The sequence below is a fragment of the Pseudomonas sp. MWU12-3088 genome (assembly GCF_023242405.1).
Lineage (GTDB): Bacteria > Pseudomonadota > Gammaproteobacteria > Pseudomonadales > Pseudomonadaceae > Aquipseudomonas > Aquipseudomonas kribbensis.
The window spans coordinates 383,365-400,962 of record NZ_JALJEA010000003.1; the positions used below are offsets into that span (position 1 = coordinate 383,365).

Annotated in this window: 11 protein-coding genes; 8 read left to right on the forward strand and 3 right to left on the reverse strand. The window is 61.2% G+C overall.

All coding sequences use genetic code 11. The annotated features are described in order from the left end of the window. Positions 1-81 precede the first annotated feature (81 nt). The 7 genes from M5B98_RS10440 (at position 82) to cmoB (ending at position 9,343) form a co-directional block, all read left to right on the forward strand. Positions 82-2,493 (forward strand): glucose/quinate/shikimate family membrane-bound PQQ-dependent dehydrogenase, encoded by a 2,412-nt coding sequence (locus tag M5B98_RS10440; RefSeq protein ID WP_114885323.1) that lies wholly within the window; start codon positions 82-84, stop codon positions 2,491-2,493. 439 nt (positions 2,494-2,932) lie between these two features. Further along, entirely contained in the window at positions 2,933-3,307 is a 375-nt protein-coding gene (locus M5B98_RS10445) for a DUF6124 family protein (RefSeq protein WP_248742658.1), read from the forward strand. Positions 3,308-3,968: 661 nt separating this feature from the next. Continuing rightward, positions 3,969-6,392 (forward strand): endopeptidase La, encoded by a 2,424-nt coding sequence (lon, locus tag M5B98_RS10450; protein ID WP_085709421.1) that lies wholly within the window; start codon positions 3,969-3,971, stop codon positions 6,390-6,392. Between the two features lie 129 nt (positions 6,393-6,521). Then, a complete protein-coding gene (locus M5B98_RS10455; RefSeq protein WP_134827999.1) occupies positions 6,522-6,914 on the forward strand; it encodes a protease inhibitor I42 family protein in 393 nt (130 codons plus the stop codon). 2 nt (positions 6,915-6,916) lie between these two features. Then, complete coding sequence (locus M5B98_RS10460; protein ID WP_248742659.1) at positions 6,917-7,561, forward strand: lysoplasmalogenase; 645 nt, start codon at positions 6,917-6,919, stop codon at positions 7,559-7,561. Between the two features lie 121 nt (positions 7,562-7,682). Next, positions 7,683-8,390, forward strand: coding sequence for a carboxy-S-adenosyl-L-methionine synthase CmoA (gene cmoA / locus M5B98_RS10465; protein WP_248742761.1), 708 nt, complete (start codon positions 7,683-7,685; stop codon positions 8,388-8,390). Beyond that, positions 8,387-9,343, forward strand: a complete 957-nt coding sequence (cmoB, locus tag M5B98_RS10470) for a tRNA 5-methoxyuridine(34)/uridine 5-oxyacetic acid(34) synthase CmoB (RefSeq protein WP_248742660.1) — start codon at positions 8,387-8,389, stop codon at positions 9,341-9,343. The genes cmoA and cmoB overlap by 4 nt, the downstream gene beginning before the upstream one ends. 60 nt (positions 9,344-9,403) lie before the next feature. Here cmoB and tadA read toward each other — a convergent pair whose 3' ends face one another. Both tadA and M5B98_RS10480 read right to left on the reverse strand, forming a co-directional pair. After that, on the reverse strand, positions 9,404-9,901 hold the full coding sequence (tadA, locus tag M5B98_RS10475; protein ID WP_248742661.1) for a tRNA adenosine(34) deaminase TadA: 498 nt from the start codon (positions 9,899-9,901) through the stop codon (positions 9,404-9,406). Further along, entirely contained in the window at positions 9,901-11,277 is a 1,377-nt protein-coding gene (locus M5B98_RS10480) for a multicopper oxidase family protein (RefSeq protein WP_192552312.1), read from the reverse strand. Before M5B98_RS10480 ends, tadA begins: the two co-directional genes overlap by 1 nt. A gap of 246 nt (positions 11,278-11,523) precedes the next feature. On the opposite strand from M5B98_RS10480, the gene M5B98_RS10485 reads away from it, so the two are divergent. Next, entirely contained in the window at positions 11,524-15,876 is a 4,353-nt protein-coding gene (locus M5B98_RS10485) for a membrane-targeted effector domain-containing toxin (protein WP_248742662.1), read from the forward strand. 81 nt (positions 15,877-15,957) lie between these two features. On the opposite strand, the gene guaA is transcribed toward M5B98_RS10485, so the two are convergent. Further along, on the reverse strand, positions 15,958-17,535 hold the full coding sequence (guaA, locus tag M5B98_RS10490) for a glutamine-hydrolyzing GMP synthase (protein ID WP_085709414.1): 1,578 nt from the start codon (positions 17,533-17,535) through the stop codon (positions 15,958-15,960). Positions 17,536-17,598 lie beyond the last annotated feature (63 nt).

Below are 17,598 nucleotides of genomic sequence, written 5' to 3' on the forward strand. Positions count from 1 at the left end.
CAATGAACCATGCCCTCGCCCAATCGTCATCTAAAGTGACTACAGCGCGGGACTACTTGAAACGTCACGGAGAACCACACTATGAGCACCGAAAGTGCTTCGAGTCGAGGCCGTCTGCTTCCGAGCCTGCTCGGCATTCTGCTTCTACTGATGGGCCTGGCCATGCTGGCCGGGGGAATCAAGCTGAGCACGCTCGGCGGCTCGCTGTACTACCTGCTGGCCGGTATCGGCATCACGCTGACCGGCATTCTGTTGCTGATGCGTCGCCGCGCAGCACTGGGCCTGTACGCCATCGTGCTGTTTGCCAGCACCGTCTGGGCACTGTGGGAAGTCGGTCTGGACTGGTGGCAACTGGTGCCGCGTCTGGCCCTGTGGTTCGTCCTCGGTTTCGTGATGCTGCTGCCGTGGTTCCGTCGTCCGCTGCTGCTCAACGGTCCTGCACCGATGGGCACCGGCGGCCTGACCGTGGCCGTGGTGCTGGCCGGCCTCACCGCTCTGGCCAGCCTGTTCACCCACCCGGGCGAAACCTTCGGTGAACTGGGTCGCGACACCGCCGACACCACCAGCACCGCGCCAGCCATGCCCGATGGCGACTGGCAGGCCTACGGCCGCACCGAATTCGGTGACCGCTACTCGCCACTGAAGCAGATCACCCCGGCCAACGTCGGCAAGCTGCAGGAAGCCTGGCGCATCCAGACCGGCGACCTGCCGACCGCCGATGACCCGGTGGAGCTGACCAACGAAAACACGCCGCTGAAAGCCAACGGCATGCTCTATGCCTGCACCGCTCACAGCAAAGTGCTGGCGCTGGACCCGGACACCGGCAAGGAACTGTGGCGCTTCGACCCGCAGATCAAGAGCCCGGTCGGCTTCAAGGGCTTCGCCCACATGACCTGCCGTGGCGTGTCGTACTACGACGAAGCCGCGTACGCCAAGTCTGAAAACGCAGCGTCCGCCGTCATCTCCGAGGCCGGCAAAGCCGTCGCCCAGGCCTGCCCGCGTCGCCTGTACCTGCCAACCGCCGATGCGCGCCTGATCGCACTGAACGCCGACACCGGCAAGATCTGCGAAGGCTTCGGCAACAAAGGCGTGGTCGACCTGACCCAAGGCATCGGCCCGTTCACCGCTGGCGGCTACTACTCCACCTCGCCAGCCGCGATCACGCGTGATCTGGTGATCATGGGCGGTCACGTCACCGACAACGAATCGACCAACGAGCCATCGGGCGTGATCCGCGCCTTCGACGTGCGCGACGGTCACCTGGTGTGGAACTGGGACAGCGACAAGCCGGACGCCACCGAGCCTCTCGCCCCGGGTCAGATCTACAGCCGCAACTCGGCCAACATGTGGTCGCTGGCCAGCGTCGATGAAAAACTCGGCATGGTCTTCCTGCCACTGGGCAACCAGACTCCGGACCAGTGGGGCGCCGACCGCACCCCGGGGGCCGAGAAATTCAGCGCCGGCATCGTCGCGCTGGACCTGGCCACCGGTAAAGTGCGCTGGAACTACCAGTTCACCCACCACGACCTGTGGGACATGGACGTCGGCAGCCAGCCAACCCTGCTGGACATGAAAACCGCCGACGGCATCAAGCCTGCGCTGATCGCCCCGACCAAGCAGGGCAGCCTGTACGTCCTCGACCGTCGTGACGGCACGCCGATCATCCCGATCCGCGAAATCCCGGTTCCGCAAGGCGCCGTGAAAGGCGACCACACCGCACCGACCCAGGCCCGTTCGGACCTGAACCTGCTGGCCCCGGAACTGACCGAAAAAGCCATGTGGGGCGCCAGCCCGTTCGACCAGATGCTGTGCCGCATCCAGTTCAAGGAACTGCGCTACGAAGGCCAGTACACGCCTCCGTCGGAACAGGGCAGCCTGATCTATCCGGGTAACGTCGGCGTGTTCAACTGGGGCGGTGTTTCTGTCGACCCGGTTCGCCAGATGCTGTTCACCAGCCCGAACTACATGGCCTTCGTCTCGAAGATGATCCCGCGTGCCGAAGTGGCCGCCGACAGCAAGCGCGAAAGCGAAACTGCCGGCATCCAGCCAAACACCGGCGCGCCATACGCGGTGACCATGCATCCGTTCATGTCGCCACTGGGCGTACCGTGCCAGGCTCCGGCCTGGGGCTACGTCGCCGGTATCGACCTGACCACCGGCAAAGTCGTGTGGAAACGCAAGAACGGCACCAGCCGCGACAGCTCGCCAATCCCGATCGGCTTCACCCTGGGTGTGCCGAGCATGGGCGGTTCGATCGTTACTGCGGGCGGCGTCGGCTTCCTCAGCGGCACCCTCGACCAGTACCTGCGCGCCTACGACGTGAACACCGGTAAAGAGCTGTGGAAATCCCGTCTGCCGGCTGGTGGCCAGGCGACCCCGATGACCTACACCGGCAAGGACGGCAAGCAATACGTCCTGCTCGTGGTGGGTGGTCACGGTTCGCTGGGCACCAAGATGGGTGACTATGTGATTGCGTACAAACTGCCGGAATAAGTTTTAGCGGTGGTTATAGAAAGGCGATGTTCCGCAAGGGACATCGCCTTTTTTGTGCGCCCTATTTCTACGTCCACCAGCTCCCACAGTTTGAGATGTGTTGGCTTATGGGAAATGCACTCGTCCTACAGACGCTGGGGATTACGCGGAGATTTCCGACAAATCGCGTCGGTTGTGCCTCGGAAATCAGCTGGATAGGCTCGGAGGGTCGCTGCAAATTCAGCGATGGGGCGTCGCGGCCCGATAACTGATGCATAATCGCCAACCTCACGGCACCTCGGTGCCTGTTGTTTGTGTCATGGCGGCTGTGCGCGGGATACCTTCCTTGGAGGTATGCCGATTCCTCAGTTATCGGTCCGCGAACCCGCGTACAGCTGCCACCTCAGATTGCGTCGCGGTAATCGAAGGCAGCTCCAACTTCACCAACTGAGTATTCACCATGAAAAAACCAACACCCAATCCCCCCGAATCAAACGACGCATCGCCCTACGAATCGCCAGATTCCAAAAAACTCCACGACGCTGCCGAGCGCGCGCTCGACCACTACCTGAAACCGAACGCCACCACCCTGCGTTTCCATAAACCCAGCACCATGTTCCAGGTCGCACCCGATCAGGACAGCGAAAGCCTGCTGGTCCACGCCTGCGAATCACTGGCACAGGCCAGCCTCATGACCAGCGACATCGCCTCACACATCGACCTCCCGCAGCGGCGGACAATACTGGCCATTCAGCAAATCATCATGCTGGCTGAGCTGGCGGTGAATCGGGTGCTGGATAACGTCGAAGTACAACGTTACCCGACACACAGCTAAGCCGCCCTGACGAAATCGACTGCCAGCCACAGACCACAATCGCTGGCAGATCGATTGGGACGCGGAGCGTCCCGGGCTGCATTCCCACGCGGAGCGTGGGAACGATCAAGTTACAGCCATGCGCGGGAGGGCCTAGGCCCTGCCAGGTTCCATTCCCCGGTCGACCAACCCGCGCATGGCTCCCCCAAACAAACCGGATGAGCGTTAGCTCGACAACGCTTTTGATCTTGATCCACAGGTCCCGTCGGCAGGCTGAGTGGAGGGGTTCATCCGGGGGTAGGCGCGCAGCGCCGTTCGACGAAGTCGAACACATCGAGAGGAGGTGCAGCGCAGCAAACCGGAGGCGATGCCCCCGGATGAATCCCGGAGCGAAGGAACCCCGAGCCTCAGCGAGCGGGCCGAACGTTGGGACAAGCCTTTTTTTGCTTACTTTTTTGAGGCGTTTGTCAAAAAAGTGAGTCGCCGTAAAGGCGAAACCGCCAGCGGGTGCACCCGAAGAAACGGATATGTACTCGATAAATCCCCAGCATGGCCGGCCCAGAGGCCGCCAAGCCCAACACCCTGTCAAAACCCTGAACACACAACCAGAAACACCCCACCCCATTGAAACCACCAAAACCCTGCCCCATCTAACACCCATACCCCATTGCGCAGGTGCCCCATGAGCGACCAGCAAGAATTCCCCGAGAACCCGGACGACATCACCGAAACCGACGCCGAGCACATCGAACACCACGTCCCCGGCAAAGGCCTCGCCCTGCCCGGCCAGAACCTGCCGGACAAGGTCTACATCATCCCGATCCACAATCGCCCGTTCTTCCCGGCCCAAGTGCTGCCGGTCATCGTCAACGAAGAACCCTGGGCCGAAACCCTCGAACTGGTCAGCAAATCCGAACACCACTCCCTGGCCCTGTTCTTCATGGACACGCCCCAGGAAGACCCGCGCCACTTCGACACCAAGGCATTGCCGCAATACGGCACCCTGGTCAAGGTGCACCACGCCAGCCGCGAAAACGGCAAACTGCAATTCGTCGCCCAGGGCCTGAGCCGTGTGCGCATCAAGACCTGGCTCAAGCACCATCGCCCGCCGTATCTCGTTGAAGTCGAATACCCGCACCAGCCCACCGAGCCGACCGACGAGGTCAAGGCCTACGGCATGGCGCTGATCAACGCGATCAAGGAACTGCTGCCGCTCAACCCGCTGTACAGCGAAGAGCTGAAGAACTACCTCAACCGCTTCAGCCCCAACGATCCGTCGCCGCTGACCGACTTCGCCGCCGCCCTGACCTCAGCCACCGGCCCTGAATTGCAGGAAGTGCTCGATTGCGTCCCCATGCTCAAGCGCATGGAAAAAGTCCTGCCGATGCTGCGTAAGGAAGTCGAAGTCGCGCGCCTGCAGAAAGAAATCTCCGCCGAAGTGAACCGCAAGATCGGCGAGCACCAGCGCGAGTTTTTCCTCAAGGAACAGCTCAAGGTCATTCAGCAAGAGCTGGGCCTGACCAAGGACGACCGCAGCGCCGACCTCGAACAGTTCGAGCAGCGCCTGGAAGGCAAGGTTCTGCCGACACAGGTGCAGAAGCGCCTCGAAGAAGAAATGAACAAACTGTCGATCCTCGAAACCGGATCGCCGGAGTACGCGGTCACCCGCAACTACCTCGACTGGGCGACCTCGGTGCCGTGGGGCGTGTACGGCGAGGACAAGCTCGACCTCAAGCACGCGCGCAAGGTGCTGGACAAACACCACGCCGGCCTCGATGACATCAAGGATCGCATCCTCGAATTCCTTGCGGTCGGTGCCTATAAAGGTGAAATCAGCGGCTCCATCGTGTTGCTGGTCGGCCCGCCGGGCGTGGGTAAAACCAGCGTCGGCAAATCCATCGCCGAATCCCTCGGCCGGCCGTTCTACCGCTTCAGCCTCGGCGGCATGCGCGACGAAGCCGAAATCAAGGGCCACCGCCGCACTTACATCGGCGCGCAGCCAGGCAAACTCGTGCAGGCGTTGAAAGACGTCGAAGTGATGAACCCGGTGATCATGCTCGACGAGATCGACAAGATGGGCCAGAGCTACCAGGGCGACCCGGCCTCGGCGCTGCTGGAAACCCTCGACCCGGAACAGAACGTCGAATTCCTCGACCACTATCTGGACCTGCGGATGGACCTGTCGAAAGTCCTGTTCGTCTGCACCGCCAACACCCTGGATTCGATTCCCGGCCCGTTGCTGGACCGGATGGAAGTGATTCGCCTGTCGGGCTACATCACCGAAGAAAAAGTCGCCATCGCCAAGCGCCACCTGTGGCCGAAACTGCTGGAAAAGGCCGGCGTGTCCAAGGGCAGCCTGAGCATCAGCGACAGCGCCCTCAAAGCCCTGATCGACGGCTACGCCCGTGAAGCCGGCGTGCGCCAGCTGGAAAAACAGATGGGCAAACTGGTGCGCAAAGCGGTGATGAAGCTGATCGACGACCCGAAAGCGGTGATCAAGCTCGGCCCGAAAGACCTCGAAGCGTCACTCGGCCATCCGGTGTTCCGCAATGAGCAAGTGCTGTCCGGCACTGGCGTGATCACGGGACTTGCCTGGACCAGCATGGGCGGTGCGACCCTGCCGATCGAGGCCACGCGGATTCACACGTTGAATCGCGGCTTCAAGCTCACCGGACAACTGGGCGATGTGATGAAGGAGTCGGCGGAGATCGCCTACAGCTACGTCAGCTCGCACCTCAAATCCTTCGGTGGCGATCCGAAATTCTTCGACGAAGCCTTCGTCCACCTGCACGTGCCGGAAGGCGCAACACCGAAAGACGGCCCGAGCGCCGGCGTGACCATGGCCAGTGCTCTGCTCTCCCTCGCCCGTAATCAGCCGCCGAAAAAAGGGGTGGCGATGACTGGTGAACTGACGCTGACCGGGCATGTGCTGCCGATTGGCGGGGTGCGCGAGAAGGTGATTGCGGCTCGGCGGCAGAAGATTTTCGAGTTGATTCTGCCGGAGCCGAATCGGGGTAACTTCGAGGAACTGCCGGATTACCTGAAGGAAGGCATTACGGTGCATTTCGCCAAGAAGTTTGCGGATGTGGCGAAGGTGCTTTTCTGATTACGGCTTGAGTTAACGATCATTCCCACGCAGAGCGTGGGAATGATCACACCTTCCCCCGGCTGTCACACTTTGTCTCATCTTCAGTTATGCTCGCCGTTCGTCGCCAACGCCGGAGCTGCTGAGCCTATGTCCCCCACTCGCCTGTTTGTCCCCCTGTCCCTCGCCCTGCTGGCCGCCTGCGCCACGCAACCGAAAACCAACGTGACCGTGGAAAAACAGAGCGAATGCCCGGTGCGGCTGACCAACGGCCAGAACCTGACCGTCATGCTGCCAAGCAACCCCACCACCGGCTATCGCTGGGCCATTCAAGACTCGGCCGGCGGGGTGCTGCATGCGCTGAGCCCCGAGGTTTACAGCAGCCCGAAAGATTCCGGTATGGTCGGCGCGGGCGGCTTCTCCACCTGGCGTTTCCAGGCCTTTGCCACTGGCACCGGGCGCCTGCGCCTGACGTCGCAGCAACCCTGGGAGCCTGAAGTCGAGCCGGTGGAAACCTTCGACTGCGCGATCTCGGTGAACTGATCGTGGGCTGGCTGATCCTCGCGCTGATGGGCGCAGCGACCTTTCTCTACGGCGTCAGCACCCATGCGGCGCTGCTTTGCCTGCTGGTCAAACCGTTGCCGGTGCTGGCGTTGCTAGGCTGGTTGCACGATGCACCGCCCAGCGACTATCGCCGCTGGATCAGCCTCGGTCTGATTTTCTCTTTGCTCGGTGATGTGTTGCTGGCATGGCCGGGGGATCTGTTCGTGTTTGGCCTGGGTGCGTTTCTGGTGGCGCATCTGGCGTATCTAAAGGCTTACCTCAGCGATTGCCGGCGCCCGGCCCTGCTACCGCTGATCCTTGCCGTTGGCGTTGGCGCAATCCTGCTCGGCATCCTGATTTCCAGCGGACTCGGACCGTTGACCGTGCCGGTGATCGTCTACGGCACCGCCATCAGCGCCATGCTCTGGCGCGCCCTGGCCCGACTCGGCAGTGGCGTACCGCAACGCTCGGCGCTGCTCGCGGCGGGCGGCGCGGTGGCGTTCGTGTTCTCCGACAGCGTGATCGGTATTGATCGTTTTGTCACACCGTTCCACGCCGCGCCGTACGTCATCATCCTCAGTTACTGGCTGGGGCAGTGGGGCATCGCCGCCTCGGCATTTTCCCAGAGCAAACGCCCGGTCCTTTGATCGGGCGGTTTATCAGACAACCCGCGCATCTGCGCGCCAGTTTGGCTAAAATGCCGGCCTTTTCATCGACACCGCCGGAACCGCCGTGAGCAAAGAACCCGATCGCATTTTCGCCCAGCCGATGGCCCAGGTGCCTGACTTCGCCTTCAACGAAGACGTGGTGCGGGTGTTCCCGGACATGATCAAGCGCTCGGTGCCGGGTTACCCGACCATCGTCGAGAACCTCGGCGTGCTTGCGGCACAGTTCGCTCAGCCGAACAGCGTCCTTTACGACCTCGGCGCTTCGCTGGGTGCCGTGACTCAGGCCCTGCGCCGACATGTACGCACCGACGGTTGCCGGGTGATCGCGGTGGATAACTCGGCGGCGATGGTCGAGCGCTGCCGCGAATACCTCAACGGTCAGGACTCGATGTTCCAGGAGTTGTTGCCGGTCGAAGTGATCGAAGGCGACATCCTCGCCCTCGATTTCGAACCGGCCTCGGTGGTGGCGCTGAACTTCACCCTGCAATTCATTGCTCCGGAGCAGCGCACGGCGTTGCTGTCGCGCATTCGCCAATCGCTGCTACCGGGCGGCGCGCTGATTCTGTCGGAGAAGCTGCGCTTCAACGACGCCGAAGAACACGCGCTGCTGACCGACCTGCACGTGGCATTCAAACGCGCCAACGGCTACAGCGAACTGGAAATCGCCCAGAAGCGCAGCGCCATCGAAAACGTCATGAAGCCCGACAGCCTCGAAGAACACCGCGAGCGCCTGCTGGCCGCCGGGTTCTCGAAAGTCGTGCCGTGGTTCCAGTGTCTTAACTTTGCCTCGTTGATTGCCTTGCCATGATTGATCTGTCTCCCCTCGCCCGCCGTCTGGCCGGTACACCGCTGGCCGACTGGGCCAACACCCTGCAAGCGCAACTCGACAAGAAAATGGAGAAAGGCCACGGCGATCTGGAGCGCTGGCAAAGTGCGCTGGACGCCCTGCCGAAGATCCAGCCGAGTGAAGTCGACCTGCTCGATGGCCTGAAGCTGGATACCGATTGCGACGACGAAACCCGCGCACAGATGCGCACCGCGCTGATGGGCCTGTCACCGTGGCGCAAGGGACCGTTCGATTTGTTCGGCGTACACGTCGACACCGAATGGCGCTCGGACTGGAAGTGGTCGCGAGTCGCTCCGCATCTCGATCTGAAGGGCAAACGCATCCTCGATGTCGGTTGCGGTAACGGCTATTACATGTGGCGCATGCTCGGTGCCGGCGCCGACAGCGTGATCGGCGTCGATCCGAACTGGCTGTTTTTCTGCCAGTTCCAGGCGGTGCAGCGTTATCTGTCAGAGCCGAATGCCTGGCACTTGCCCTTCCCGTTCGAAGACCTGCCGCCGAATCTGGAAGGCTTCGACACGGTGTTTTCCATGGGCGTGTTCTACCACCGTCGTTCGCCGATCGAACATTTGCTGGCGCTGAAGGATTGCCTGGTGAAGGGCGGCGAACTGGTGCTGGAGACGCTGGTGGTCGAAGGCGACAAGCATCAGGTGCTGGTGCCGGAAGACCGTTATGCGCAGATGCGAAACGTGTGGTTTTTGCCGTCGGTGCCGGCGCTGGAATTGTGGCTACGGCGTGCGGGTTTCACGGATGTGAAATGCGTGGACGTGAGCACTACCACCGTTGAAGAACAGCGCGGAACCGAGTGGATGAAGTATCAGTCGTTGAGCGATTTCCTTGATCCGCAAGATCACAGCAAAACGATTGAAGGGCTGCCGGCGCCGATGCGGGCGGTGATTGTCGCTAAGAAGTAAATCTTCCGATCACTAAAAAACCTGTGGGAGCGGGCATGCTCGCTCCCACAGGTTTTTTATTCAGTCTGCGGGTTTCACGCGCCGTGCCCTGAAAAACTCGGTCAGCACCGCACCACACTCCTCCGCCAACACCCCGCCTTCATACAACACTCGATGGTTGAGAAAGCCCTGAGTGAAGAACTGCCCCTGGCTCTGCACAATCCCGGCCTTGGGCTCCAGCGCGCCGTACACCACGCGAGCAACCCGCGAATGCACGATCAGCCCGGCGCACATGCTGCACGGCTCCAGTGTCACGTACAGCGTGCTGCCCGGCAGACGATAGTTATCCACTGCTTGCGCGGCGGCGCGGATCGCGACCATTTCTGCGTGTGCGCTGGGATCGCTGGTGCTGATCGGGCAGTTGAATCCACGGCCGATGATCTCGCCGTCCTGCACCAGCACCGCGCCCACCGGCACTTCGCCGAGGGCTGCACCTTGGGCGGCCAACGCCAATGCTTCACGCATGAAGTCACGGTCACGGCTGCGGTCGATGATCGCCGCGGGGCGAATCTGGCGCATCACTTCACCTCAATGGCGGCCATCAGGCCGGTTTCCATGTGGTCGATCACGTGGCAGTGGAACATCCATACCCCCGGGTTATCCGCCACCAGCGCCACCTGCGCACGCTCGTTCTTGCCCAGCAGATAAGTGTCGGTGAAGTACGGCACGATCTTGTGCCGGTTCGACGCAATCACCTTGAAGCTCATGCCGTGCAGGTGGATCGGGTGCTGGTACTGGGTCATGTTCTTCAGTTCGAAGATATAACTCTGGCCCAGTTTCAGGCTGGCGATCGGCCGATCGGCGCAGGTCTTGTCAGTAATGTCCCAGGCCTTGCCGTTGATCTGCCACAGGCTCGGCGGCTTGCCGTTGTCGACATTGACCGACACCGAACCGACCCATTCGAAATTGAAGTTGAGTTTCTCGGCATTGGCCAGGTCCGGCTCAGCTACCGGGTTGGCCGGAAGTGCCTTCGGCCACTCGGTCGGCGCGTCGTTGTTGGCCACCGAACGCAGGGTGCCGAGGCGAACCGGGCCGTTGCGCAGTGACAGTTCCTCACCGGCCGGTGGTGCCTTGATCGCCAGGCAGATGCGCATGCCCGGGCCGAGCCAGTACTCCTTGCCCAGCGGCCGGGGCTCGACCGGGTTGCCGTCCAGCGCATAGATCTGCGCTTCGACACCGGGAATGTTGATGCGATAGGTCAGGGTGTTGTCGAGGTTGAGCAAACGCACACGGGTGATCTGCCCGGCCGGCAACTCGATCACCGGTGACGGCACGCCGTTGATGGTCGCCAGCCGCCCCGCCGTACCGCCACGGGCCGCCTCGCGGGGAATGCTGAATTCGACGAAGTTGCCTTCTTCATCGACGTGCCAGCTCTTCAGGCTCAGGGTCTTTTCGTACTTGAACCCGGTCGGCTCGCGCTCCTCGACGATCAACGGCCCGACCAGCCCGCGCCCGAGTTCTTCGCTGCTGCTGACATGCGGGTGATACCAGTAGCTGCCGGCGTCCGGCACGCGGAATTTGTAATCGAAGTATTCACCCGGCAGCACCGGCAATTGCGAGACGTAAGGTACACCGTCCATCTCCAGCGGCAGGCGGATGCCGTGCCAGTGAATGGTCGTCGCGACCGGCAGATGGTTGATGAAGCGCACCCGCAGCCACTCGCCCTGACGCACGCGCAACTCGGTGCCCGGTGCCGACGGGCCGAACGCCCAGGCCTCGGTCTTGTGCCCTGGCACCAGCTCGACGTCCAGCGGTGCGGCGATCAGCTCGTAGTCATGCCCGGCGTTGGCATCGGCCACCTTGCCCAGCCAGTAACGCGTCGCACCACCGGCTCCCGCGCCAACCACTGCAAGGCCGGCCAGGCCACCGAGAATTTGTCGACGGGTAAAGGACATGGGCACAACTACCTCTCGTATCAGCCGCGGGCCAGGGCGCCCGCAAAAGGCGAATACGATACACCTGCGGTTGCGAAACAGTAAGGGCAGCGCGGCGGATGGCCGCAGACTACAGGCACGAAGCCTGTTTCCCATTCATCTTTTTCCTTCAGACGACACGCCAACAGCCAGGTGTCTGACAGACGTATTCCTCACCTATTGAAATGATCGCGGTCGTTTTTTATCCACCACGCTCAAGGAAAGACTGTGGACACGACACACGACATAGCACTGCCCAACACCGCCGACAGAAACGCCCTCAAGGCACTGGTTCCCGCCCTGGTCGAGGCCTGCCCCGACATGTATGAAATGGCCTGCGCGATTGCCAGAGAGATCCTCGCCAGCCACGACCTCGCTCACCTGGAACCCGAACAGGTTTACTGGCATCGGTTCCACGCCGCACAAAGCAGCCCGCGAACCTTTACCGGCTGGGAGCATCTGTTCGAAACCCCGCGCGAGTCGATGACCCTGCCGCAACTGGTGATCCAGCGCTTCAGCGTTCACGACCAGGACAATGCCGATCTGCTCGATTCCGACGCAGGTTTCTATACCGTCGGCCCGGACGCCGGCACCTATAACGAAACCAACGAAGTGAAGCTGCACAGCCGCGACGTACTCAAAGCGTTCTGGGCGATCAACTTCGCCGATCGCTACCGGAAAAAGGTCGATTCGTTCTGGAACAAGCACGGCAAGACCTTCAGAACCCTGGCCAAATGCACTTTCCTGGCCAAGGCCATGGAAGATCGAGAAGGTGGCCGGCTCTCCGACGACAACTTCCGCACCGCCGTAAAAGCCATCGCCGGCAACGTCAGCTGGCCGGTGACGCGCAAGATGCTCGAAGAAGAAGCTGCACAAGCCGATGGCCTGCGCATCGGCCTGCTGAAAATCGGCGGGTTCGTCGCGACCGACATCCTGTGCATCACCGATGGCAAGGGCGGCACCATTCTTTATGTCCCGGGTGAAATCTGGGGGGTGCATGCCCTGCAGAACGCTCGCGACCTGCATTGGTGGGTGCTGTCGCAGATCAGAAAGCCCTCTGATCGCAAACGCTTCATGGCGCACTTCCAGGTCGCCGATCACGACATCATGGAGGACACATCCTGGCGCGCAGTCGCGAAACGGCGCTGGCTCTGGGCCTTCGGTCCTCTGGCGGGAGGTATTTCGGAGCTATGGCGCGCACCACATATCGAGAACGTCGGGCTGAACCACGTGCTGGATCTGCTCGTCAGCACCTGGGACAGCGACGATCACACTCTGGTGGCTCACACCGGTGTTGCACTCGATGGCGATATCTTCAGTTTTCTGGCGACCGCCACCCACGCCCGCATGATCAGCGACGCGGAATTCATGCTGCATTCCAACGGTGATCTGCGCAAAAAACTGTGGATCGGTTACCTCAACGCCTTCAACCGCGTATTCGGACCGATGGCGGCGGTTGGCTGGCCGGTAGCGCTGGCCGTGGTCGGTGCGGGCATCGCCAACGTCGGGTTGCAGATCGATCAGGCGGTCAACGGCAAGACGCCGCAGGCGCGCAAGGCCGGCGTGACCGGAGCAATCTTCGCGGCCATCGATACGCTGTTCAACGCCACGTTCATCAAAGGCAGCGGGCGACTGCCCGAGATTGCAGAGACCGAGACCTTCATTGCGCCGGAAGAAGAACTCGCTCAGACCGGGCTGTCCGTAAAACCTGAAGAAAAACTGGCCGAAGCGGCACTGGCACGTTCACCACTGCCGACACTGTCGGAGATCGCACCGAAGCAAGTGCTGCCGGCAGCGCCGGAGGATTTTCTGGCGTCCTTCAAGACCGAGATCGGCGAAGGCACCCGGATAGAAACCGGTGACCCAAAATTCCAGGAGATCCTTCAGACCGCGTCCGGCAAGTACTACATTTACATGCGCCGAGCCTGGGGTAACCAGGGTTTCTACCAGGTGCGTTACGTTGAGCAGATGCGTAGCTGGGTCATTGTCGACCCGGCCAATCCCTATTCGTTTTATCGCAACGTGCCGGTACGCCTGAACGAAGCGTTGAAATGGCAGCCGGTCGCCCGCCCAGGACTCAGAGGGGGAATGAAGCTGTTCGGCGATTGGCCCTGGGGTCATACGGCAGACCCGTTGCCCGAGATGGCAACACAAACGATGCCCTATGACACGTCACTGTGGTCCAGATCGGCTCTGCGCCCGGTGGCGGAAAGGCATGTCGATGATTTCCCGTTGAACAGCCAGACCGGGAGTGACAGCCTTTATCAGGACTTCAAGACGCTGCGGCGCAGCCTGTATGACGACGCCATCGATTTTTACAGTGCTCCGAACTCCCCGCCACGCCCGGCGATATCGCCCTTCAAACCCGCAACGCCTTTCGCCGACATGACCAAGCGCCTGCTCAAGGAAGCGCCTGGACTGGTGATCGGACAGGACAGCAGCGGCACTGGAGCGCGAGGTATTCTGATCGACAACTTCAAGGCATTGAACAAACAGAAGGTCCGAACCCTGTACCTGGATCATCTGCTGAGCGATTTCCATCAAACGAATCTCGACCTGTTCCACAAGACCGGCAACATGCCGACTGAGCTGGAAGATTATCTGAAGTCACTGGATGTCCGCTTCGACGCCGACCCGACAGGGCCCCATTCATATACCGAGCTGATCAGGAGTGCACAGAAAAACCATATCCGTGTGCAGGCTATCGACTGCATGGCCAGCCGGCGTTTCCCGAACATGGAACACACGTCTGAAGTCAGCAGCCGCAAGATGCAGAATTACTTCTCCGACACCGTGATCAAGGCCGATCAGGCAGCGAGGGGCGCCCATCGCTGGGTGGCGTTGCTGGATGAAGGACGCGCCAGCACCTTCGACAAGGTCGCCGGGCTGGGTGAACTGGAAGGTGCGCCGACACTGCGGGTCGAGGAAATCACCGTAGGTCAGGCGGAAGGCCTGACAACCGACCTGGGCAAAAAGGTACGTGATCTCGTCGGCAACCCCGTCGACCTGCTTAAAAGCGACTTGCGCCTGCAATTGAATGGACCTCCTCCAACGATCACCGCCCGAACGCTCGAAGAAGCGTTACCCAGAAGGGGCATGTTCATGATCCAGGAGCCCTCCACGCTCATTCATCGCAGCGGCGACGGCACGCTGGTAACAACAACGATCCAGAAGGATGCCGGAGGCTTTTTCATCGTCCGCCCCAAATGGATATCCGTCAGCGGCCGGCACTTTGACAGTGTTCAGGAACTGGCGACGGCTTTGACCGATGAAGGCCTGACACTCAGGCGCGTGCGCATCGATCCGCTGGCAACCGAGGGACAATTGCCGGGCATCGAGCCTTCGATATCCACCACCGGTGCCGGCGCAGTGGTCAATCCTGAAGTGTCACTGCCTGATACTCCGTTGATCAGTTCGCCTTACGAAATTCCCGTAGCGTTTCGCAATGAACTGAAAAATGCTGCCGTCATCGGCAATGAGCGAACACTGGGTGACGCTTTCGAGAGCCTGGAAGGCAATCGGCCCCTCGACACGTTCAGGGCGCTGCGCAAACAACTGCGTGAGGCCGCCAACGGCTTTTATGCCCGAGCAAATCCTGCGCCGCGTACGACGCTGGCGCCTGTCGAGCAGGCCTCGAGCGCCGAATCGTTCATCGAGAAATCCCTGAAGCAATTCAACGGTCTGGTCATCGGCGAGAGTCATTCCGAGATCGGCAGCAAGCAATGGCTCATCGAACAGATGCCTGCGCTCGCTCGAAAAGGCGTGAAGACCCTGTACATGGAACATCTGCTCACGGACTTCCACCAGGCAGCGCTGGACAACTTTGCCAGAACCTCGGTCATGCCCCGGGATCTTGAGCTGTATCTGGAGGGCCTTGACCAGGGTCACATCACCGATCCCACAAGACGCTACACCTTTCTCAATCTGGTGAAGGAAGCCAACCGTCAAGGAGTGCGCATTCAAGCCATCGACTGCATGGCCAGCTACCGGTTGGAAGGTATGCGAGGCCTTGACGCGACGACCCGGCAGAAGATGATGAACTTCTTTGCCCACACCATCATCGAGGCCGATCAGTCCGCGCGCGGACCACACAAATGGGTCTCGCTCATGGGCAATTCACACTCCAACACCTTCGAGGGTGTCGCAGGCGTCAGTGAGCTGGAAAACGCCGTCGGCCTGCGGATTGAAGACGTTGGCTACGGTAAATCCCGTGGGTTCGAACCCGATCCCGGAAGGACTTTTTTCGATGACAAGGGCAAGCCGGCCGGGCAGGTAAAAGGTGATGTGCGTCTGCAGGTGCAGACGCCGTGGAACGCCCAGACGCAAAAGGAGATCGATCAATTGCTGAATCGTCCGGGCATGTACACCTTGAAACAGGAACCCCGATCCACCTTGCTGGTTCATCGCAGCCGCGACAATGCACTTGTACGCACGGAGATCCATTGGGAATCCGGTCGCTGGTTCATCGAACGCCCCGCCTGGCCCGCCCTCCATGAGAAACGCTTCAACAGTGTCGAAGACCTGCTCAAGGCACTGGACGAGCGTGGCATGACCCTGGCCGGCTGGTCCGGTCCCTTGTAAGCGGCAATAAAAAGGCCGCGTGAACACTGTTCACGCGGCCTCGGGGTTGCCTGCTCTCACGCCGTCAAGGCGTGTGCGGGATCACTCCCACTCAATAGTCGCCGGCGGCTTGCTCGACACGTCGTAAGTGACGCGGGAGATGCCTTCGATTTCATTGATGATGCGGCCGGAAACGGTTTCCAGCAGTTCGTAAGGCAGGTGTGCCCAACGCGCGGTCATGAAGTCGATGGTTTCCACGGCACGCAGGGCCACGACCCAGGCGTAACGACGGCCATCACCTACCACGCCCACCGATTTCACCGGCTGGAACACGACGAACGCCTGGCTGACCTTGTGGTACCAGTCGGCCTTGCGCAGTTCTTCGATGAAGATGTGGTCGGCGCGACGCAGCAGGTCGGCGTATTCCTTCTTCACTTCACCGAGGATCCGCACGCCCAGGCCCGGGCCCGGGAACGGGTGACGGTAGACCATGTCGTACGGCAGGCCCAGTTCCAGACCCAGACGACGGACTTCGTCCTTGAACAGTTCGCGCAGTGGCTCGACCAGTTTCAGGTTCATCTCGTCCGGCAGGCCGCCCACGTTGTGGTGCGACTTGATCACGTGCGCTTTGCCGCTTTTCGCGCCAGCCGACTCGATCACGTCCGGATAGATGGTGCCCTGGGCCAGGTACTTGATGTTGTCCAGCTTGCAGGATTCGGCATCGAACACGTCGATGAAGGTACGGCCGATGATCTTGCGCTTCTTCTCCGGATCGGCTTCGCCGGCCAGGTTGTTCAGGAACTGGTCTTCAGCGTTGGCGCGGATCACCTTGACGCCCATGTTCTCGGCGAACATGGCCATCACTTGCTCGCCTTCGTGCAGACGCAACAGGCCGTTGTCGACGAAGACGCAGGTCAGCTGGTCGCCGATGGCCTTGTGCAGCAGCGCCGCAACCACCGAGGAGTCCACACCGCCGGACAGACCCAGCAGGACGTTGTCGGTGCCGACCTGTGCGCGGATGTTGGCGATCGCGTCTTCGGCAATCTTCGACGGGGTCCACAGGGCTTCACAGCCACAGATGTCGAGAACGAAGCGCGACAGGATGCGACCGCCCTGCTTGGTGTGGGTCACTTCCGGGTGGAACTGCACGCCGTAGTAAGCGCGCTCGTCGTTGAACATGCCGGCGATCGGGCAGCTCGGGGTGCTGGCCAGGATGTGGAAGTCGCTTGGCATCTTGGTGACCTTGTCACCGTGGCTCATCCATACGTCGAGGCCGAACAGGCCGTCGGCGTCGATGTGGTCTTCGATGCCGTCGAGCAGACGGCTCTTGCCGACCACGTCAACGCGGGCATAACCGAACTCACGCAGCTCGGAACCTTCAACCTTGCCGCCCAGTTGCTCGGCCATGGTCTGCATGCCGTAGCAGATGCCGAAGACCGGTACGCCCAGGTCGAACACCGCTTGCGGGCAGCGTGGGCTGTTGGCTTCGTGCACGGACTCGGGACCGCCGGCGAGGATCACGCCTTTTGGAGCGAATTCGCGGATCGCATCCTCGTCCATGTCGAACGGGTGCAGTTCGCAGTACACACCGATCTCGCGCACGCGGCGGGCGATCAGTTGGGTGTATTGCGAACCGAAGTCGAGGATCAGGATGCGGTGAGCGTGAATGTCGAGGGCCATGATTCAGTCTCGTCTAAGTAATTCAGAAACAGTCTTGATTCAGAAACGACTCGGGGCTGAATA